The 19,910-nt window shown below is 67.9% G+C and carries 16 protein-coding genes; 8 read left to right on the forward strand and 8 right to left on the reverse strand.

What is annotated here, in order from left to right; translation table 11 throughout:
• Positions 1-46: 46 nt before the first annotated feature.
• The gene (locus tag AC07YR_RS22640) at positions 47-1,411 is read right to left on the reverse strand and encodes an MFS transporter (protein WP_055801379.1); all 1,365 of its coding nucleotides are present in this window, start codon (positions 1,409-1,411) and stop codon (positions 47-49) included.
• Positions 1,412-1,624: 213 nt separating this feature from the next.
• Between AC07YR_RS22640 and AC07YR_RS22645 the strand changes: the two genes are divergently transcribed.
• Both AC07YR_RS22645 and AC07YR_RS22650 read left to right on the forward strand, forming a co-directional pair.
• Positions 1,625-2,368: a FadR/GntR family transcriptional regulator gene (locus AC07YR_RS22645; protein WP_055801376.1), complete on the forward strand. Its 744-nt coding sequence runs from the start codon at positions 1,625-1,627 to the stop codon at positions 2,366-2,368.
• A 133-nt stretch (positions 2,369-2,501) separates the two neighbouring features.
• The gene (locus tag AC07YR_RS22650; RefSeq protein WP_494735339.1) at positions 2,502-4,484 is read left to right on the forward strand and encodes a D-apionate lactonase family protein; all 1,983 of its coding nucleotides are present in this window, start codon (positions 2,502-2,504) and stop codon (positions 4,482-4,484) included.
• A gap of 15 nt (positions 4,485-4,499) precedes the next feature.
• Here AC07YR_RS22650 and hutG read toward each other — a convergent pair whose 3' ends face one another.
• Together hutG and AC07YR_RS22660 are read right to left on the reverse strand one after the other, a co-directional pair.
• Positions 4,500-5,486 carry a formimidoylglutamase gene (hutG, locus tag AC07YR_RS22655; RefSeq protein ID WP_055801370.1) on the reverse strand — a complete coding sequence of 329 codons (987 nt, stop codon included), beginning with the start codon at positions 5,484-5,486 and terminating at the stop codon, positions 4,500-4,502.
• Between the two features lie 109 nt (positions 5,487-5,595).
• On the reverse strand, positions 5,596-7,038 hold the full coding sequence (locus tag AC07YR_RS22660; protein ID WP_055801367.1) for an NCS2 family permease: 1,443 nt from the start codon (positions 7,036-7,038) through the stop codon (positions 5,596-5,598).
• 112 nt (positions 7,039-7,150) lie between these two features.
• Here AC07YR_RS22660 and AC07YR_RS22665 point away from each other — a divergent pair, with 112 nt between their 5' ends.
• Complete coding sequence (locus AC07YR_RS22665) at positions 7,151-7,801, forward strand: copper resistance CopC family protein (protein ID WP_494735340.1); 651 nt, start codon at positions 7,151-7,153, stop codon at positions 7,799-7,801.
• Here the strand turns inward: AC07YR_RS22665 and AC07YR_RS22670 are convergent.
• Positions 7,798-8,430 (reverse strand): FAD-dependent monooxygenase, encoded by a 633-nt coding sequence (locus AC07YR_RS22670; protein ID WP_494735347.1) that lies wholly within the window; start codon positions 8,428-8,430, stop codon positions 7,798-7,800. The two genes, AC07YR_RS22665 and AC07YR_RS22670, sit on opposite strands and share 4 nt — an antisense overlap.
• Positions 8,431-8,903: 473 nt before the next feature.
• On the opposite strand from AC07YR_RS22670, the gene AC07YR_RS22675 reads away from it, so the two are divergent.
• The 5 genes from AC07YR_RS22675 (at position 8,904) to AC07YR_RS22695 (ending at position 15,922) form a co-directional block, all read left to right on the forward strand.
• Complete coding sequence (locus AC07YR_RS22675) at positions 8,904-9,935, forward strand: universal stress protein (protein ID WP_028270697.1); 1,032 nt, start codon at positions 8,904-8,906, stop codon at positions 9,933-9,935.
• Positions 9,936-10,083: 148 nt separating this feature from the next.
• A complete protein-coding gene (locus tag AC07YR_RS22680; protein ID WP_494735348.1) occupies positions 10,084-12,735 on the forward strand; it encodes a PEP/pyruvate-binding domain-containing protein in 2,652 nt (883 codons plus the stop codon).
• 103 nt (positions 12,736-12,838) lie between these two features.
• Complete coding sequence (locus AC07YR_RS22685) at positions 12,839-14,053, forward strand: LolA family protein (RefSeq protein WP_494735341.1); 1,215 nt, start codon at positions 12,839-12,841, stop codon at positions 14,051-14,053.
• Complete coding sequence (locus AC07YR_RS22690) at positions 14,050-15,072, forward strand: ABC transporter ATP-binding protein (protein WP_494735342.1); 1,023 nt, start codon at positions 14,050-14,052, stop codon at positions 15,070-15,072. The genes AC07YR_RS22685 and AC07YR_RS22690 overlap by 4 nt, the downstream gene beginning before the upstream one ends.
• Positions 15,062-15,922: an ABC transporter permease gene (locus AC07YR_RS22695; protein WP_494735343.1), complete on the forward strand. Its 861-nt coding sequence runs from the start codon at positions 15,062-15,064 to the stop codon at positions 15,920-15,922. The genes AC07YR_RS22690 and AC07YR_RS22695 overlap by 11 nt, the downstream gene beginning before the upstream one ends.
• Here the strand turns inward: AC07YR_RS22695 and AC07YR_RS22700 are convergent.
• The 4 genes from AC07YR_RS22700 to AC07YR_RS22715 all read right to left on the reverse strand — a co-directional run.
• The gene (locus tag AC07YR_RS22700) at positions 15,919-17,364 is read right to left on the reverse strand and encodes a C40 family peptidase (RefSeq protein WP_494735344.1); all 1,446 of its coding nucleotides are present in this window, start codon (positions 17,362-17,364) and stop codon (positions 15,919-15,921) included. The genes AC07YR_RS22695 and AC07YR_RS22700 overlap by 4 nt on opposite strands.
• A 266-nt stretch (positions 17,365-17,630) precedes the next feature.
• Positions 17,631-18,557, reverse strand: coding sequence for a cation diffusion facilitator family transporter (locus tag AC07YR_RS22705; RefSeq protein WP_494735345.1), 927 nt, complete (start codon positions 18,555-18,557; stop codon positions 17,631-17,633).
• A 14-nt stretch (positions 18,558-18,571) separates the two neighbouring features.
• Positions 18,572-19,000: a metallopeptidase family protein gene (locus AC07YR_RS22710; protein WP_436056490.1), complete on the reverse strand. Its 429-nt coding sequence runs from the start codon at positions 18,998-19,000 to the stop codon at positions 18,572-18,574.
• 9 nt (positions 19,001-19,009) lie between these two features.
• On the reverse strand, positions 19,010-19,910 hold a 901-nt coding region (locus tag AC07YR_RS22715), incomplete at its 5' end, for a DMT family transporter (RefSeq protein ID WP_494735346.1).

Below are 19,910 nucleotides of genomic sequence, written 5' to 3' on the forward strand. Positions count from 1 at the left end.
TCCCCGGGCAAGGGGGACGCCCCCGGGCTTGTTACGGCTCAGGCTGTTACGGCTCGGAGTGGTGTCCGGCTCCTGCCGGGTCCAGTGCCTCGGCCGGGACGCCTTCGCTGACCTTGCCGGAGCGGCTCAGCACCACCATGAGGATGGAGGACAGGAGCATGAAGCCGCCGACGACGAACATCGGCACCGTGTACCCTCCGGTGAGGTCCTTGAGCCAGCCGGTGACGTACCCGGCGCTGAAGCCGGCCAGGTTGCCCACGGTGTTGATCAGGGCGATGCCTGCAGCTGCTGCTGCGCCGGTGAGGAACTGGGTGGGTACCGTCCAGAAGTTGGGCAGGGCGGCGAAGATGGACATGGCCGTGATGGTGATGACGGCGATAGTGGCCGCCGGCGAGCCGGCGAACAGTGCCAGCGGGATGCTCAGGCCGCCGATGAGGGCGGGGAGTGCGATGTGCCAGGTCTTGACGCCGCGCCTGCTGGCGTCCTTGGACCAGAAGTACAGTGCGAACGCCGCGGGCAGGTACGGGATTGCGGTGATCAGGCCCTTCTGGAAGACGTCGAACTTGGTGCCGTAGATGCCTTCGAAGCCCGCGATGATGGTGGGCAGGAAGAAGCCGAGGGCATACAGGCCGTAGATGAAGCCGAAGTAGATCGCGGAGAGCATCCAGACCCGGCCGTTGCCGAAGACAGTGCGGACGCTTACGTGCTTGTTGCTGGCAGCGGTTTCGTTCTTTTCCTTCTCCAGCGCGCCGGTTAGCCAGGTCTTTTCCTCCTGGGTCAGCCACTTGGCCTTGGCGGGGGAATCGGCCAGGTAGAACCACGCGATGACGCCGACGATGATGGCGGGGATGGCCACGCCGAAGAACATGACGCGCCAGCCGGCGAGTCCGAAGAGCCCGTGCTGCTGGATGAGGAGGCCGGCCAGCGGGGCACCGATCACGGTGGTGAGCGGCTGGGCCAAGTAGAACAGTGCCAGGATCTTGCTGCGGTGCCGGGAAGGAACCCACAGGCTCAGGAACAGGATGGCGCCGGGGAAGAAGCCAGCCTCGGCCACGCCCAGGATGAACCGGAGGACGTAGAGCTGTTCCACGTTGCCCACCCAGGTGAACAGCAGGGAGACGATGCCCCAGCTGACCATGATGCGGGCAAGCCAGCGGCGGGCGCCGAACTTGTGCAGTGCCAGGTTGCTGGGAACTTCCAGCAGGATGTAGCCGATGAAGAAGACGCCGGAGGCGAAACCGAACTGTGCCGCCGAGAGGGCCAGGTCGTTGTTCATGCCGTTGGGGCCGGCGAAGGAGATGGCCGTCCGGTCAAGGTAGTTGATGAAGAACATCAGGGCGACGAACGGCACCAGCCGGATCGCCACTTTCCTGATTGCAGATTTTTCGACCACCGATTGTGTGGTGTCCACGTTGACTCCTAGAGGTTGATGTCCCGGCCGCATCCTGCGCTGGAGGCGTGGGGCTGGTTTCGAGGCTTAGCGGCGGGGGCGTATCAAGTGGGGCTAGGCCTGTGACTTCCACCATAAGGCCGGAAAGCTGAATTGGTCAACCGGTTGACTGATTGGCTTTTTTCGTGACGTGCCGGACCATGCCTGCCCGCGTGTGGTTGCTACGCTGGGAGTGTGTCCGTAAACTCCGCCGCCTCGTCGGCCAAAATCAGTGCCGCGCTTGGTTCCATGGGGCAGGGTTCTGTCGTCTCCGAGGTCGCCGAGAGGCTGATGGCCTACTTCACCAGCGGCGACATCGCCGCCGGAACCCGCCTCCCCGCCGAGCGCCAGCTGGCCGCCTCGCTCGGAGTGGGGCGCTCGGCCGTGCGTGAAGCCCTGGCCGCACTGGAAATTTTGGGCATCGTCATTGTCCGTCCGGGCTCGGGAACGTACCTGCGCGACGGCGTTTCGGAGCTCCTGCCCCGGACCCTCAGCTGGGGGCTCATGCTGGGCGAGCCCAGGACCCGTGAGCTCATCGAACTACGCAGCGGCCTTGAGGTGCAGGCCGGCCAGCTCGCCGCGGCCAGGATTACCGACGAGTCCCTGGCGCGAATGCGAGCCAACCTCGACTCCATGGAGAAGAACCTGGGCAACCTGGCGGCATTCGTCGAAGCCGATGCCGCCTTCCATAAGGAAATTGCCACCAGCTCCGGAAACCAGGTGCTGCAGGAACTCCTCCAGAGCATCCGCTCGCTGCTGCGGATCTGGGTTGATCGCGCCCTCACGGACGAAGGGCATGCCGCCGCAGCGCTTGCGGAGCACCGTGCCATCTTTACGGCCCTCGAAAAGCGCGACGCCGCCGCGGTGACCGATGCCATGGCTTCCCACATGGGCACCGCGTCCCGCCGCCTGCTGGCAGGATATGACGCCGCGCAGTAGGCGCACACTAGCCGCACAGCAGGCGTTGACGGACGGCCATTGAGCCTCCGGGCCTCTTCCGATATGGTCAAATCCACAGGACCGGCCCGGGGTCAGCTGGGCGCAGTCACCAGCCACCAGAGAGCAGCTTCCCGTGTCTACCGAGCCCTCCGCAACCCTGCACCCCGCAACACTGTCCGCCGCAGTACCGTCCGCCGCAGCGGATTCCGATCCCCGCCCCGCACTCGAGCGTCGCCTCGATCCGCAGATCCGGAAGCTCGCTGTGGGCGTCTGGACGGCGGAGCTGGTCGGGGACGAACTGGCGAACATCAGCTACGGCGGCCGGCCGGTTCTCCGTGCCATCAAGGCGGTGGTGCGGGACCACGAGTGGCGCACCTTGGCGCCGTCGGTGCGGGACATTGAGGAACTGAAGGACGACGACGGCGTCAGCCTCCGCATCCACGTTGACTACGCGGCACCCGGCACTGGCACCCTGGCCTACGAGGGCATGCTGATGCTGCGGGTCACCCCGGCCATCGTTGAGGTGTCGTTCTCCGGCCGGGCGAAGGCGGCGTTCCGCCGCAACCGGATCGGTCTGGTGGTGCTCCATCCCACCAGCGAAGCCGGGCGGGACGTCAGCGTGGTGTCGCCGGACGGCAATGTCGCCAGCGGGGCCTTTCCCACGGACATCAGGCCCGACCTGGTGTTCACGGACATCTCCTCGCTCGAATGGGCCGACTCCGGAACCGCCTTCGACCTTGGCTTCTCCGGAGACATCTTCGAAACCGAGGACCAGCGGAACTGGAGCGACGGTTCCTTCAAGACCTACAGCACCCCCTCGGCGCTGCCCACTCCGGTGGACGTTGCCGTGGGGGACACCGTGAACCAGTCGGTCAGCATCGAAGCCCTGAGCATCGAGACGCCGGACAACCCCGTCCGCGAGAGCCACGAGCAGGCGGCTTTTGCGGTGGGCGGGCCGGTGGGAACGGTTCCGGCGCTGGCATTGTCCGTGGACTCAGCAGACGCCGGGAACACCGGGGACGCACACAACGGCCCGCAGCTGCCGGGCCTCGACGCCATCCTGGTGGAACTGTACGAACCCCGGGAAGCATGGCCTGCCAAGCTTGCCGCCGCAGCCCGGGAGGCGGACCGCCACGGAGCCGCCTTGGACGTGCGGGTCGTGGCGGACTCGGCCGACGGTGTGGCGGAAGCACTGAGCAGCGCCCTGGGCGGATCGCTGTCCCGAATCGTCCGGCTGGGACTCTTCCGCCCAGCGACGCAGTGCACCGATCCGGCAGCATTTGACGCACTGAAGGCTTCGCTCAACCAGGCTGGTTTCAGCGGCCAGTCGCTGGCAGGCACCCGCTCGCATTTCACTGAACTCAACCGGTGGATTGCCGGCAGCGGCGGCGGCAGCGGTGCCGGCAGCCCCGTTCCAAAAGACGCCGATGCCCTGACCTTCAGCCTCGCGCCGCAGGTGCACAGCACGGAAATTCCCCACATCGTGGAGACCGTCCCGGTCCAGCGACTTGCCGCCGCAAACGCACTGAAGCTTGGGGACGGGCGTCCTGTCCACATCGGACCCATCACGCTCAAGCCCCGACTTCACGCCCCGGACCAGCATGCGGAGGGCGATGAGCTCCAGGACCACAGCTTCACCGCGGCCTGGACCTTGGCCAGCCTCCACGCCCTGACAGTGGAAGGCGTGGCTTCCGTGACGTACTTCGAGGCAGGACCGCCCCGGGGTATCACGGCCGCGGGCGGGACCCTTAACCCCGCAGGGGAGCTGCTGCAGAAGCTCGCGGCGTGCAAGGGCGATCCGGTGCTCGCCGCTACACCCGTGCAGTCGCAACTGGCGGCAGGTAAGAGCCCCGTGACGGTCTACCCGGTCCAGTCGGACGCCGGCCTGCAGCTGTTCCTGGGCAACCTCAGCCCCCGCGAGTCCACGGCCCGGCTCACGCTTCCGCAGGGGACAGCTGCCGGCGCCGCTGCGGGGACGGCGGACGTGACGGTCATCGGTGCCGCTGCAGGCGCCCGGGCTGACGCCGCTCAAGCGGACGCATCATCAGCGGACGACGGCGCCCTGACGGTAACGCTGGGACCGTGGTCCACCGCCGTCGTCACCTTCCGTGCCTGACGACAGGCGAGGGGCCTAGCCCAGCAGGGTGTTGACCAGCCGCGCGGCCACCTTGGCCGTGCGCTGGTCGATGTCGAACTTCGGGTTCAGCTCGGCCACGTCCAGGTGGAGCAGTTTCCCGCTGGCAGCCACCTGGCGGCACACTGCGCTGATCACCGGCAACGGGACCCCGAAGGCGGCCGGCGCGCTGACCCCCGGGGCCACGGCGGCAGGCAGTACATCCAGGTCGATGGTCAGGTAGAGCACGTCCACGGTGTCCAGGAAGTCGGCCACGAACTGCCGGGTTGCTTCGGCCGAGCAGTCCTCGTCAAGAAGATACTTCACGCCCAGCCGTTCGGCGGTTTTGAAGAGCACCCGGGTGTTGTTGGGCTCTGAGATTCCGACGACGGCGTAGTTCAGTTTTCGTTCGGCGGCTTCCTCCGCCCTGGCCATCTGGAGGAAGGGTGTGCCGGAGGATGGCTCAGGAGCGTCGCGGAGGTCGAAGTGGGCGTCCAGGTTCAGCACGCCCAGGCGCCGCCCGCTGCGGACGGCGTCGGAACCGGCCACGCCAAGATAGCTGGCGAACGCGGTCTCGTGGCCGCCGCCGAGCAGCACGGTGAGGTTGCCGGCGTCGAGCATTTCCGTAACGGCCAGCCCGGCGCGGGCCTGCCCGGCCTCCAGCGCACCGTCCCTGACGGTCACATCACCTGCGTCGAACACCTCGCGGGGGAGGTGGAACGCGAGCGGCCCCAGGGCGGCCCGGATGGCGGCGGGGGCCGCGGCTGCGCCCACCCTGCCCTTGTTGCGCACCACTCCGGCGTCGCTGCTGAATCCTAGAATGACGGAAGGACGGTGGCCTGGCTCCGGCGTGCCGGTCGGCAGGTGCTCCGGCAGCGGAGCAACAGGACCGTGGCGGTACGGCTGGACGGCCTGCCACCAGCGGCGGTGCTCGGCGCCGTCGCCATCGAACCGGCCCCGCCAGGTGAGCGGCGGACTATCGACTGTGAGGGCTGTATGCGGCATACATCAAGCTCACCGCAGCGGAGCCCCGAAAACCAGCCCCGCCGCCGTCGGACTGTCCCAAATCCCGGACACCGCGCTTAAATGCCCCCCTCGGCGGGAGAAGACCGCACTACAGGACGCCCAGCGCCTGCTCGATAGGGCCGATGCCGAAGAACAGCAGGAACGCGGCGGCCACGGCCCACATCAGCGGGTGGACGTCGCGGGCGCGGCCCTGGAACGTGCGGATCAGTACGTAGGCGATGAAGCCGGCGCCCAGGCCGTTCGCGATCGAGTAGGTGAACGGCATCAGCGTGAAGGTGAGGAACGCGGGAATGGCGATGCCCCAGTCCTGCCAGTCGATCTTGCCCACCTGGGCCACCATCATGAAGCCCACCACCACGAGGGCGGGCGCCACGGCCTCGAACGGGACCAGGTTGATGAGCGGCGTGAAGAACATGGCCACCAGGAAGAGCAGGCCCGTAACGATCGAGGCCAGGCCGGTGCGTGCGCCCTCACCGATGCCGGCGCCGGATTCGACGTAGATCTGGTTGGAGGAGACGGACGCGCCGCCGCCAACGATCGCGCCGAGCGCGTCGACCTGCAGGACGCGGTCCACGTTGGGGATGTTGCCGTCCTTGTCCACGGTGCCGGCCTCGTTGGCCAGGCCCACCATGGTGCCCATGGCGTCGAAGAAGATGCTGAGCAGGATCACGAAGGCCAGCAGCGTTGCGGCCACGAAGCCGAGGTGTTCGAACGCGCCGATGGGGTTGGCCTTGCCGATCAGCGACAGGTCCGGTGCTGCCCACTCGGTGAACTTCGGTGCCACCAGCGACCAGCCCTGCGGGTTGACGTTCTTGCCGTCGAAGCTCGGGCCGATGTGCAGGGTGAATTCCAGGATGACGGCCAGGATGGTGGAGGCGATGATGCCGATAAGGATGGCGCCCTTGACCTTGCGGACCAGCAGGCCGATGGTCAGGATGAGCCCGAAGACGAACACCACGGTGGGCCAGCCCAGGAGCTTGCCGTCGAAGCCCAGCCCCACCGGGACGGTGGTGCCGGCTGCGTCCGGGATGCGGCGCACGAACCCGGCGTTGACCAGGCCGATCAGGGCAATGAACAGGCCGATGCCCACCACGATGGCCGTCTTGAGGCCGTCCGGGACAGCCTTGAACACCGCGGTCCGGAAACCGGTGAGGACCAGGATCAGCATGGTGACGCCGGAGAGGACCACCAGCCCCATCATGTCCGGCCAGGTCAGCCCCGGATTCGTTGCCACGGTGACCGCCACGAAGGCGTTGACGCCCAGTCCGGTGGCCATGGCAAACGGGTGCTTGGCCCAGGCCCCCATGAGGATGGTGAGGATGCCCGCGGCAAAGGCGGTGACCGCCGCAACGGCCGGGAAGCCCAGGACTGCGCCGCTGGAGTCGGGTCCGGAGAGGATCAGGGGGTTCAGCACCACGATGTAGCTCATGGCGAAGAAGGTGGCAAAGCCTCCGCGGATCTCGCGGGAGTAGTTCGACCCCCGCTCGGATATCTTGAAGTACCGGTCCAGTGCAGAGCCCTGCTTAAGCATTAGTCCTCCGGGGAGAGTATTGGGGATTACTTGAATCCTAGTAGGTTGGCGGGTTGCGACCCCGCGATTTCGCCTAGTCTGTAAGGAAGCCAACACACAGGAGTAGCCCCGCATGCGTTCCATCCGCCACCTGCTGAGCGCCCTTATCGGGGCACTGTTTTTCGCAGCCGCAGTGCTGTCCGCAGCGGCCCCCGCCTCAGCCCACGATGCCGCGGAGTCAAGCAGCCCGGCCCAGGGGTCCACGGTTGCCACTCCACCGGAGAAGGTTTCGGTGACCTTCAACAAGGACCCGCTGGCCCTCGGCTCGCAGATCCAGGTGAAGGATGCGGCAGGCGCGAACTGGGCGGACGGCCCGGTGGAGATCGTGGACAACGTGGCGTCGCAGAAGCTCCGCGCGGGCGCCCCGGCCGGGAAGTTCACCGTGGTGTGGCGCGTGGTCAGTTCCGATTCGCACCCTATTGAGGGCACATTCAGTTTCACGGCCACCGCCGCAGCGGCGGGTTCCGGCTCTGCCAGTCCGGTGCCGGGCAGCTCGACGCCGGCGGGACCGACGGCGGGCCAGGTCCCGTCGGCAGGCACCGCACAGCCCGGCACCACCCCCACGGTCCCTGAGCCCGCGCCGGACGCGTCGGAGCCGTTCCCCTGGAGCCTGGTGCTGTTCGCCGGAACCGCCCTGGGCATCCTTGTGGCGCTCGGCGTGCTGGCGAAGCGGAACCTCAAGAACAACGACAGCGACACCTCCGCGGACAGCGACCTCAGCTAAGCCGGTGACGGCAGCGCGGCGAAGCTTCCCGTGAGCACTGACGGGACACTGTCCGGGTAGACCTTCGCGGAAATCGCCTGCCCCACAACTTTGGCCTGGCGGAGTACTTCCTTGGGCGTGGGCGTGATGAGTTCACCGACGCCGACGAGGTAGATTCCGATGGCCCGCATGGCGGCGGCCAGGCTCTGCCCCAGGGCCAGCCCAAAGTCGGCGAGCATGCGGCGCAGCTGGCTGTGCGCACCGCGGGTCAGGACAATGTGGTGGGCCAGCAGGATGCCGTCGGGCGTGTGGACTGCCCACTGGTGCATGGGCGGCTGGGAGAGCCCGGTGCCCAGCAGGTTCAACTGGACGGCACGGGTGTTGTTGCGGATGTCCAGGTTGTGGCTGCTGGCGTAGTTCCTCAGGTGCCGGAGGATTTCGTTCCGTTCCTGCATGGTGGCTGAATTCGGCGCGTCACAGCGGGGCAGTGACACGGTATTGGCGGACTGGATTCCGCCCAGGGTTTCGAGCGCATCCACGGTGATAGAGTCCACGCCGCGCCGCCGGAGCTCGCTGGCAATTGCCAGGCCCGGAAGCCCTGAGCCGATGATCACCGTGGTGGTCTGCTCGGTTCCACCATAAATTGGCATGCTCGACACTGCTCGTTCCTCCTCGAATGGTTCGCTGTGCAGGTCTGGTTCCCCTGCACTTTCCGTAACCCCCAAAGTCCGGCCGCCGCGCATGAAGCTGGAAATGTGTTCTGAAACACGTATCTCAGATTCGCAACGCCTCGACATTACAGAACTTTTGGAGCTCTGGATAGCCCTTGCCGGACATTGGCTATCCCAACAATCTCACACTTGTAATTTCGTTCATGGGAGGTGGGATCTTTATGTTTCAGCGCTGTAAAAAGTGGTAGCTGGCTTGGGTGTCCACAGCCTCTCCGAAAGCCTTTGACGGCCCGGCTGAGGGCCGCTTGCTTAGCGTTCGCCAACCGAGAATAGTGGTCTAAAGGAGCGACTATTCGGCCAGAATCAGCCCCTGCCGCCCGGTTCACCCGGCGGGCGCCCACTTCTGGCAGAATAGCGGCAACATCAGGCAGTATCGCGAGGAGGCGGACCCCATGGGCCGAGATCAGGTGCACCCGTCAAGGGATGACGACGGCGGTTCTGCCGCCCCCGAGGGGATCGTCGTGGGTGTGGACGGCTCCGACCATAGCCAGTGCGCCCTCGTCTGGGCCGCACGTGAAGCTGAGCGCCGCCGCCGCCCCCTGCACATCGTGACCGCATACTCCGTGCCGATCTTCGCGGCGTCCGGCCTGGACGGCGGCTATGCCACTGTTGACGACTCGGTGATCCGCGAGGGTGCCGAGGCCATCCTGAAGCAGGCGCTGGATAAGGTGGCCCCGTACGACATCGACGTTGACGCGTCCGTGGAAAACGGCGACGCCTCCGGAGTGCTGCTGGAGATGTCCGAATCCGCCGAACTGCTGGTGTTCGGCACCCGCGGCCGGGGGGGCTTCGTAGGCAGGCTGCTCGGATCCGTCAGCAGCGCCCTGCCAGCACACGCCAAGTGCCCCACGGTCACCGTGCCGCTGATCTGCGCGGACCGCCTGGGCGAGACCACGGATGACAAACACGTCAAAGCCGAGCGGGCCAAGTCCGGCAACCAGCCGGTGGAACACGTTGTTGTGGTGGGCGTTGACGGCTCCGAACAGGCCCGCGTCGCCGTTCTGGAGGCTGCTGACCAGGCCGAACGACTCGGCGCCCCGCTCCGCGTTGTGTGCGCCGTGCCGCAGTACAGCGGTTCGCTGGCGTGGGTCCCCGCGCCGATGGACAGGGAAGCGTTGTTCGCGGACATCAGGGTGCAGCTCGAAGCCGGCGTGGCGTGGCTGAAGAGCCACTACCCCAAGCTGACCGTGGAGACCCAGCTCGTGGACGGTTCCCCCGTCGAGGTCCTGGTGGAAGCCAGCCGGCACGTGGAGCTGGTGGTAGTGGGAACCCGCGGCCGTGGCGGCTTCACGGGAATGCTCTTGGGGTCGACGTCGGACGGCATCCTTCACCATGCCAAGGGGCCGGTGCTGGTGGTTCCGGACCGGGACGACCCGCGGCTCGCCGACCGCGCCAGCTTCGGGCCCATGCTCGGCGCAGCGTAGCCGGCCCTTCCGACTCTCGAGACGGCCGGCCGGGCGCACCCACACCAGGCCGGGCGAACACACCAGGAGGCCAGCGGTGACCCAGGGCAGCACTCAGGACGTTTCCGCGGACGGCCTTGTGCTGGGGCTGGAGCTGATCAACGCCGGAATGCTGGCCCGGGTGGGCGGCAAGGCGGCCAACCTGGGCGAAACCATGGGGGCCGGACTCCCCGTGCCACCCGGCTTTTGCCTGACCACGGAGGCCTACCGGCGGGCGGTGGGCCCCGCGGGACTCGAAGACGTGCACGCCGCCCTCGCCGCCACCGGGACCAACGACCTCGCGGGCCTGGCCTCGCTGGCGGCCCGGGCGCGCGAGCTCATCCTCGGCGTGGATGTTCCGCCGGAGATTGCCGACGCCGTCAGGGAATCCTACGCCGCGCTGGGCACGGACGTTCCGGTGGCCGTGAGGTCGTCGGCGACGGCCGAGGACCTGCCACTCGCGAGCTTCGCGGGGCAGCAGGACACCTATTTGAATGTGGTGGGCGCTGACTCCGTTCTGGCCGCCGTCCGGAAGTGCTGGGCGTCGCTGTGGACGGACCGGGCAGTGACCTATCGGGCCACCCACGGGATCAGCCCGTCCACAGTGGCGTTGGCGGTGGTAGTCCAGACCATGGTCGATGCCGAGGTGGCAGGTGTCCTGTTCACGGCGAACCCGGTCACGGGACGGCGGCTTGAGGCCGTGATCGATGCCAGTCCCGGGTTGGGCGAGGCGGTGGTTTCGGGAGCCGTGAATCCGGACCACTTCGTGGTGGACACGGCCACCAAGGAGATCCTGGAACGGCGGGAGGGGGATAAGGGGCTAGCCATCAGGCCGCTCGCCGGAGGTGGTACCGAGCGGATCAACCTTGTCCCGGATTCTGTCCCTGCCCTCAGTGACGGCCAGATCCGGGACCTGGCCGCCCTGGGCAGCAGGGTGGAACGGCACTACGGGGCGCCGCAGGACATCGAATGGGCCATCGACGCCGCGGACAAGCTCTTCCTGGTGCAGTCCCGGCCCATCACCACGCTGTATCCCCTGCCGGATCCGCGCCCCGACCTGCAGGTGCCCGGGGGTGCGCGCGTCTTCCTGTGCTTCAGCCTTGCCCAGGGGCTGACCCGCCCCCTCACCCCGATGGGGATGGCCGCCTTCCGGCTGATCGCGTCCTCCGTGGCGCGTGCGGCCGGCTTCGACGTGCCCGAACCGCGCAACGGCCCGGCCCCGTTCCGGCAGGCAGGGCAGCGCCTCTTCGTCGACCTCACCCCGGTGGTCCGCAGCAGCGTGGGCCGCGCCATTGTGCCCCGTGTTTTCGACATTATGGAGGCCAGATCCGCCACGGTACTCCGACGGCTGTTCGCTGACCCGAGGTTCTCTGTCACGCTCAGGTCGCCGTGGCCGCTCCTCCGGCATGTTGTTCCGCTGGCGGCGAAGGCCGGGGTTCCGGAATCGTTCCTCCGGGCGCTGCTTCGACCGGAAGCGGCGCTTCAGCGTGTGGACAGATTCGGCGCGCGGTTCCGGGCTGCCCTCGTGGTCCCGGCCACGGCCACGCCGGCGGAACGGCTGGACCAGATCGAACGCATCCTCGGCGAGAGGCTCTTCCACATCGTTCCAGCGGTGATGCCGCTGCCCGCCCTGGGGTTCGGGCTGCTGGCAGTCGCCGGGAGGCTGGCCGGGCAGGGCGCCGAGTCCGGCGCGCTGCAGGGCGTGCTCCGGGGTCTCCCCAACAATGTGACCACGGAAATGGACCTTGCCCTCTGGCAGCTGGCCACGGACATCCGCTCCCACGCCGGCGCAGCCGCCGTTTTTGAGGGAGCCTCTCCGACTGAATTGGCGCGGCAGTACCGCTCCGGCGGGCTTCCCGGCGTCGTGCAGTCCGGACTGGCGGGCTTCCTGGCACGGTACGGCCACCGGGCCGTGGCGGAAATCGACCTCGGCATGCCCCGCTGGTCAGACGACCCCGCGCACATCCTGGGAGTCCTGGCGAACTACCTCAAACTCGACGATCCCGCGCTGGCGCCGGACCGGCAGTTCGCCAACGCCGCCCGCGAGGCGGAGGCCCAGATCGAGAGACTGACAGCCATCGCCGGGAGCAAGGGGGGCCCGGCCGGCAGGCTGCGGGCCCGCATGGTGCGGGGCGCGCTGCGGCGGACCCGGCTGTTCGCCGGACTGCGCGAACTGCCGAAATACCACATTGTCGAAGGCCTGGCTTCGGTGCGGAACCAGCTGACGGCGGTGGGGGCGGAGCTGGCCGCGGCAGGCCGGATCGCCGAGGCCGACGACATCTTTTTCCTCGACTTCGCCGAAGCGCACCGGGGCCTTGCGGGTGAATCGCTGCGGGGGATCGTGGCGGAGCGCCGGGAGGCCTACGACGCCGAAATGGGCCGCCGTCGCATTCCCCGGGTGCTGCTTTCGGACGGAACGGAACCCGAGGCGCTGCACGCTGCCGCCACCGGCACGGCAGCCGGAGTCCTGTCCGGTACGCCGGCATCGGCCGGAACCGTCACTGCCCGGGCGCGCGTCATCCTGGACCCGCAGGGCGCCGTATTGGAGCCCGGTGAAATTTTGGTGGCTCCGTCAACGGATCCGGGGTGGACGCCCTTGTTCCTCACCGCCGGCGGGCTTGTGATGGAAATGGGCGGCCCGAATTCCCACGGCGCGGTGGTGGCCCGTGAGTACGGAATTCCCGCCATAGTGGGCGTCCCGGACGCCACCTCGGCCATCAGCACCGGGCAGCTGATAACGCTCGACGGCGGGGCCGGCACCGTCGCGCCGGCGGCGGGCTGATCCGCCCCGGTAAACGCAGGACGGCGTCGCCCCAAGGGGTGTAGCGGGCGGGTCCGAAGCGTACTCTGGAATCAATAAGCTGCAATGTTGGAGCGGAGTTGTCATGACCAGAAAGTGGCTGCGGTGGATGCCCGCCGCCGCCGTGCCAGCCGTTATTGCCGCCGCTGCGCTGGCGGGGTCCTTGCCGGCAAGCGCCGGGGACCCGTTGCCCGCCAAAACGCCGCAAGAGGTCCTGGCGCTGATGGCGCAGCACGCTGCTCCGTCCCTCTCCGGGACGCTGGAGCAAACCTCCGAAATCGGCCTGCCCGAGATCCCCAAAGCCGGTCCCACGTCAAGCAGCGGCGCCGCCGCCGCGCTGGAGCTACTGAGCGGCCCGCACACGGCCCGTGTCTTCGTGGACGGAACCAGCAAGATGCGGGTCCAGGTCCTGGACCGCCTCGCTGAACGCAATGCAGTGCGCAGCGGGGACCAGGTGTGGCTGTACAGCTCCAAGGACAACACCGCCACTCACCTGACACTCCCCGCCGATGCAGGCCGTCATGAGGATGTCGGCCAGTACAAGCATCCCGGCGCGGGCATGGATGGCGTGATGCCGACGCCGGAGGACCTGGCCGGGCGGTTCCTTGCGGCCGCTGACCCGACGACTGAGATTTCAGTGCTTCCGGAGGTTAACGTTGCGGGCCGGGCCGCTTACAACCTGGTGGTCACGCCGCGGACGGAAGGCACCCTGATCGCTTCGGTGGCCATCGCAGTTGACGGCCAGAGCGGCCTGCCGCTGAGTGTCGAACTGAAGGCCCGGGGCCAGAGCGAACCGGCCTTCAAGCTGGCGTTCACCAGCCTGTCACTCGAGGCGCCGGACGCCTCCCTGTTCGCCTTTAGCCCGCCGCCGGGGGCTACCGTCAAGGAAGTCGAAGTGCCGGCCCACGGAACGGGAAGCCGGCACGGACACAGCACGGAAGGCGGCGTGGTTCCTGACCCTGCGGTTCCGGAGTCTGTGGTTCCGGAGTCTGTGGTTCCAGACGCCGTGGCCCCGGAGTCTGTTGCGCCGGATGCTGTCGCGCCGGATGCTGTCGAGGTGCGGCCCACGGTGACCGGTACCGGCTGGGAGAGCGTGGTCGAATTCCCCGCCAGCGCTGCATCTGCGGAGGCTGGTGCGATGATGTCCAGCGATCCGCTGCTTCAGCAGGCCGCTGTTGCGGTGCCGGGCGGACGGCTGTTCAGCACCGCCGTCGTAAATGTGCTGTTCACCGATGACGGGCGTGTTTTCGCCGGGTCTGTTCCCGCGGAGCGCCTGCTGACCGCTGCAGCCGCGAGGTGACCGCCGCGGGACGGAACGCAGAGCTGGCCATAGAGACGCGTGGCCTCAGCAAACGGTTCGGCCATCAGCTGGCCGTGGACGGCGTCAACCTGGCCGTCCCGAGGGGTTCGGTGTTCGGTTTCCTGGGCCCGAATGGCTCCGGCAAAACCACCACCATCCGCATGATGCTGGGCCTCGCCGGGGCCACGGACGGGTCGGTCAGCGTGCTGGGGCTGGAGATGCCGGAGCGCTTCCACGACGTCCTGCCGCGCGTGGGCGCCCTGGTGGAAGGTCCCGCGTTCTACCCGTTCCTGTCCGGGGCGGCCAATCTTCGGCGCCTCGATGCGGCGGACCCCTACGCGGTACAGTCCACACGGCGTTCCCGGGTGGAGGCCGCGCTGGAACGTGTGGGCCTGACGCACGCCGCCGGGAAGAAAGTCCGCGCGTATTCGCTCGGCATGAAGCAGCGCCTGGGCATCGCCAATTCGCTTCTCTCGCCCCGGGAACTGCTGGTGCTCGATGAGCCCACCAACGGCCTGGATCCCCAGGGCACCCGCGAGGTGCGCTCCCTGGTCCGCTCCCTCGCGGCCGACGGCGCCACGGTTTTCGTCTCCAGCCACCTGCTGGCGGAAGTGGAGCAGATCTGCACCCACGCGGCGGTCATGAGCGCGGGCCGGCTGGTGGCGCAGGGAACGCTCGCTGAACTGCGGGACGAGGGCAAGGTCCGGATCCGCCTGGTAACACCCGACGCCGGCCTGGCCGAGGGCGTTTTCGCCAGGTTGGGAATGACGCCCATGGGCGGACGGAGCAACGGCGCGCTGGTTTACGGCGACAGCCGGCAGACCGGCGACGGCGGGCAGACCGGCGACGGCGGGCAGGCTGGGGACGCACGGCAGCCGGGGGATGCTGTGGAGCCGGAGGCCGTCGTTGCCGCCATGGTGGCGGCCGGTGTGCGGGTCCGCGGCTTCGCTGTGGAGCAGGGCAGCCTGGAGGACCGCTTTGTGGCGCTGACGGGGGAGGGGTTCGACATTGCCCAATAGGGATATTGCAACGCAGGAGCTACCTGCACGAGCATCCTCCGGCTGGCCTCTGCTGGCCTCCGAACTGAGCGTCCTGTTCCGCCGGCGCCGGACCTGGGCTATGCTGCTGGCGCTCGCGGCCGTGCCGGTCCTGATGGCCATCGCTGTCCGCGTGTCCTCGGCCGTTCCACCCGGCCGTGGACCTGCCTTCCTGGACAGGATCACCCAGAACGGGCTGTTTGTGGGGGTGACGGCGTTGCTGGTGTGCGTGCCGCTGTTCTTGCCGCTCACCGTGGGAGTGGTGGCCGGGGATACGATCGCTGGCGAAGCCGGACTAGGTACCTTGCGCTACCTCCTCGTGGCGCCAGCCGGCCGCGTGCGGCTGCTGCTGGTCAAATATGCAGGCGCCGCCGCGTTCTGCGTCGTCGCCCCGCTGGTGGTGGCGCTGGCGGGGGCAGGCATCGGTGCGGCGCTGTTTCCGGTGGGGCCTGTGACGCTGCTGTCCGGCGACGTGATCACCCCGGGGGAGGCAGTGGTTCGCCTCCTGCTCGTGGCGGCGTACCTGACCGTGTCGCTGCTGGGGCTGTCCGCCGTCGGGCTGTTCCTGTCCACGCTGACCGATGTGCCGGTGGGCGCCATGGCGGCCACGATCGTGGCGTCCGTGGTGTCACAGGTGATGGGCGAGCTGCCCCAGCTGGAATGGCTTCACCCCTGGCTGTTCAGCCACTACTGGTTCGGTTTTGCGGACCTGCTGCGCCAGCCGATTGCCTGGGATTCCTTTGGCAGCAATGCACTGCTGCAGGCCGGGTACATTGCGGTCTTCGGGGCGCTTGCCTACGGCCGGTTCGTCACGAAGGACGTTTTGTCCTAGTACCGGGCAACGGTCGGGTGGAGCTGCATTCCGGCCATCCAGGTCAGGTCCGTGACCGTGATGCCGTCGTCCGGGCTCAGGGCCTGGACCACGCGTCCGCCGCCAAGGTAGATGGCCACGTGGTAGAAATCGGGGGCCGACCCCCAGACCAGGAGGTCACCGGGCTGCGCCTGGGAAAGCGGCACATGCACCGGCGCCTGCGCGTACTGCTGGGCCGCCGTGCGCGGAAGGTACTTGCCGGCCGCAGCGAAGGCGTTCTGCACCAGCCCGGAACAGTCGAAGCCGAGCGGTCCGGAGCCGCCGTACTTGTAGAAGTAGGGAGAGCCCACCTTGCCCAGCGCCACCGAAATGGCCGTTTGGTTGGAGCCCCCCGGAGACGGCGCGGGAACAGGTGCGGGAACGGGTGCGGGGGCCGGAGCCGGGAGGGCCGGAGCCGGGACCACGGGCGCGGGTTCGGCCGGTGCGGGGACCGCGGGCGCGGGAGGAGCGGGTGCAGGCGGGGCCGGATTCGCGGGCGCGGGGTTGGCCGGCGTGGGTGCCGCGGGGGCATCCGGTGCGGGTGCGGGGGCACCCGGGGCCGGGCTGTTGGGCGCTGCTTCCGCCTGGGGCGCAGCCTGGGAAGCTGCCGCAGCGGTGACGGCAGCCAGCCGTTCCTGGGCACGCTGGCGGTCCAGGGCATCAACCCTGGCTGATTCGAGTGCCACCGTGGTGTTCTTGAGGCTTGCCAGTTGGTCCACGAGCACGGTGCGCTGTGCCTTCGCCTCGGAGACTGCCTTCGCCTGGGCCGCGTTAGCGCGTTCGGCTTCAACCTTGCGGTCTTCGGCGGACCTGGCGGCGTCGTCAGCGGCACGGTTGGCGTCCTCCGCCGCGGCAGTTAGTGACTGGGCGGCCGAGGCAGCGTTGTCGGCCGCCTCAAATGCCCGGCTCCGGCTCGCGGAAATGGCTTCGAGGGTGGCGGCGTGCTTCAGTACTTCGCCGTTTCCGCTGACAAAAGTGCTCAGTGCAGGATTGAGTCCGCCGTTGCGGTAGAGGTCCCCGGCCAGCTGTCCCACCTGCTTGCGGGTCTTTGCCTGTTCGGCCTGTGCGGATACGGCCTTCGCCGAGGCGAGTGCGGCGGCATCGCGGCGGATCCCGAGCGTGACCAGGGCATCACCGTAGGCATTGTTGGCCTGCATGGCCGCGGCGAAGCTGGCCTCTTGGGCTGCGGCGGCGTCGGCCAGGATCCGGTCGATTCTGGTGACCTGGTCCGCCGTCGCGCTTTCACTGGCTTTGGCGGCCGCGATCTCCTCTGGCGAGGGAATCTCCGGTGATGCCGGAACGCTCAGAGCGGGCACTGCGGCGCCCGTCAGCGGGGCCGCACCGGCGGGCAGGGCGAGGGATCCGAGGAGTACGACGGCGGTGCACAGCACAGCCGCTTTGCGGCCGGATCCGGTCAAACCCATCAAGTAACCTCGCAACAGTCAGGCTGGAGCGCGCGAGGAATTGAGTTTCACCCGTGATTTTCACAGGGAATGCCCCGCTGCGGAGAGTCAGCACTCCCGAGGCTACGTGGCCAGTTGCAACTTTGGCAACACTGGTCACATCAATAACATAAACAACAACAGTGTGATTCCGTCGCATTTCCGGCCGGCGTGTCGGGAAAGGATTTAACAAGTAGTCGCCACGACATGGCTGCGGTTCTGTACCGACTCCCGAAGGCTCAAACCCCTCAGGCGTGCTGGTGGGACTCGTGCTCGGAGTGGCTCTCGGGCTCCAGTTGGAACGTGCAGTGCTCGGTGTCGAAATGCGAGCCCAGGCAGGTGGCGAGCTTGTCCAGGACCTGGTCGGCGCCGCGGGCGCTCAGTACAGCATCCTCCACCACCACGTGGGCGGAGAAGACCGGGACGCCGGAGGTGATGGTCCAGATGTGGATATCGTGCACGGACACCACTCCGTGCACGGACAGGATGTGCTCACGGATCATCTGGACTTCAACGCCCTTCGGGGTGGCTTCCAGCAGCACGTCCACCACGTCGCGGAGCAGGTGCCACGCCCGGGGCAGGATCATCACGGCGATGACGATGGAGGCAATCGTGTCCGCCGTCTGGAAGCCGGTCACCATGATCACCACGGCAGCGGCAATGACGGCGAACGAACCCAGCAGGTCCCCGAGCACCTCGAGGTAGGCGCCGCGCACGTTCAGGCTTTCCTTCTGGGCGCCGCGAAGGATCAGCAGGGACACCAGGTTGGCCACGGCACCCAGGACAGCGGCCCAGAGCATAACGTCGGTCTGGACTTCGGGTGCCGAACCGATCCGGCGAATGGCTTCGGTGAAGATCACCACGGAGATCACAATCAGTACCAGCGCGTTGGCCAGGGCCGCGAGGACTTCGGCCCGCTGGTACCCATAGGTCCGCTGGTCGCTGGCGGGCCGGGTGGCGATCCACGCGGCCAGGAGGGCGATGAACACACCGGCGGCATCGGACAGCATGTGGCCGGCGTCCGCCAGCAGGGCCAGGGATCCGGAGATCACGGCTCCGACGACCTGGATCAGGACCACGGCCAGGGTGATGCTGAGGACGGCGATCAGGCGCTTGCGGTGCTTGCCGGTGCCAGTGGCTGAGAGGCCGTGCGAATGGCTGTGGTCGTGTCCCATGCCTACAAGGCTAGCTAGTCCCAGCCGAGTTCGTGCAGCCGTTCATCGCTGATGCCGAAGTGATGGGCAATCTCATGTGTCACGGTAATGGCCACCTCCTGGATCACCTCCTCCCGGGACGAACAGATTTCCAGGATGGGCTGGCGGTAGATGGTGATGCGGTCCGGCAGCGACCCCGCACCCCACCACGCATCACGCTCGGTCAGCGGCACGCCTTCGTAGAGGCCCAGCAGCACTGTGGCCGGGTCCTCGCCCGGCTGCGGGACGTAGTCGTCCTCGATGAAGACGGCAACGTTGTCCATGGCCTTGGCCACTTCCGGCGGAATCCGGTCCAAGGCGTCGCTGACGGCCGATTCGAAGTCCTCATCGGTCATGGGGAACGGTGCGTCGTTGTCCGCCCCGTCCGGGACGATCGGCAGGCCGGGCGGCAGGTTGGCGGGCATACCAAGACTCTAGCGGGATCTGCGCCGCGTCAGCCCCACTCCCACCAGGCAGATCACGCCGCCCACCAGGCCCCACACGGTGGGCACTTCGCCGAGCACCAGCCACGAGATGAGGATGGTGGTGCCGGGCACCAGATAGGTGGTGGCGGCCAGTTTTCCGGCATCGATGAGGGACAGCGCATACGCCCACGTGGTGAACGCAATCGCCGTCGGGAAGATCCCCAGATAGACCAGCCCGAGGGTGGCCGCCAGCGGGGCCTGCTGCAGTTCGGCCACCAGCTGGCCGCTGAAGGGAAGGCAGCAGACGGCACCCACCATGATGCCGAACCAGGTGGCCTGGGCCGCCGGGAACTTCCTCAACACCGGCTTCTGGACAATCACGCTGACGGCGGCGAGCACAGCGGCCAGGAGGCAGAGCAGCACACCGGCCACATCCGCCGTCGAACGCTGGCCCGAACTGAGCGCGATCACCGCGACGCCGGCGAACGCTATCAGGCTGCCGATGATCAGCCAGCGGGGAAAGCCCTCCTTGAGGAGAAGGCCGGCCATCACGGCCACCAGGATGGGGTTGACGTTGATCAGCAGGGCCGCGGTGCCGGCGTCCAGCAGGTGCTCGGCGGCGTTGAGGGCCACGTTGTAGCCGCCGAACCACATGACGCCGTACGCGAGGATGGGCCACCATTCCCGGCCCTTGGGCAGCATCCGGAGCTTCGGCAGCACTACCAGGCCGAGTACGACGGCGGCAATCGCCAGCCGTCCCAGGGTCAGGGAGCCGGGGGAGAAGCTTGGGCCCACGGCGCGGATGCCCACGAAGGCGGAGGCCCAGAGGACCACCGTGATAGCGACGGCGGCGACGCCCAGTTTGTTGACTGGCGTCCTCTCCGGGGCGGGTGCGGGGGCAGCGTTCGGG

This window comes from Arthrobacter sp. GW460-12-1-14-TSB2, assembly GCF_059423525.1.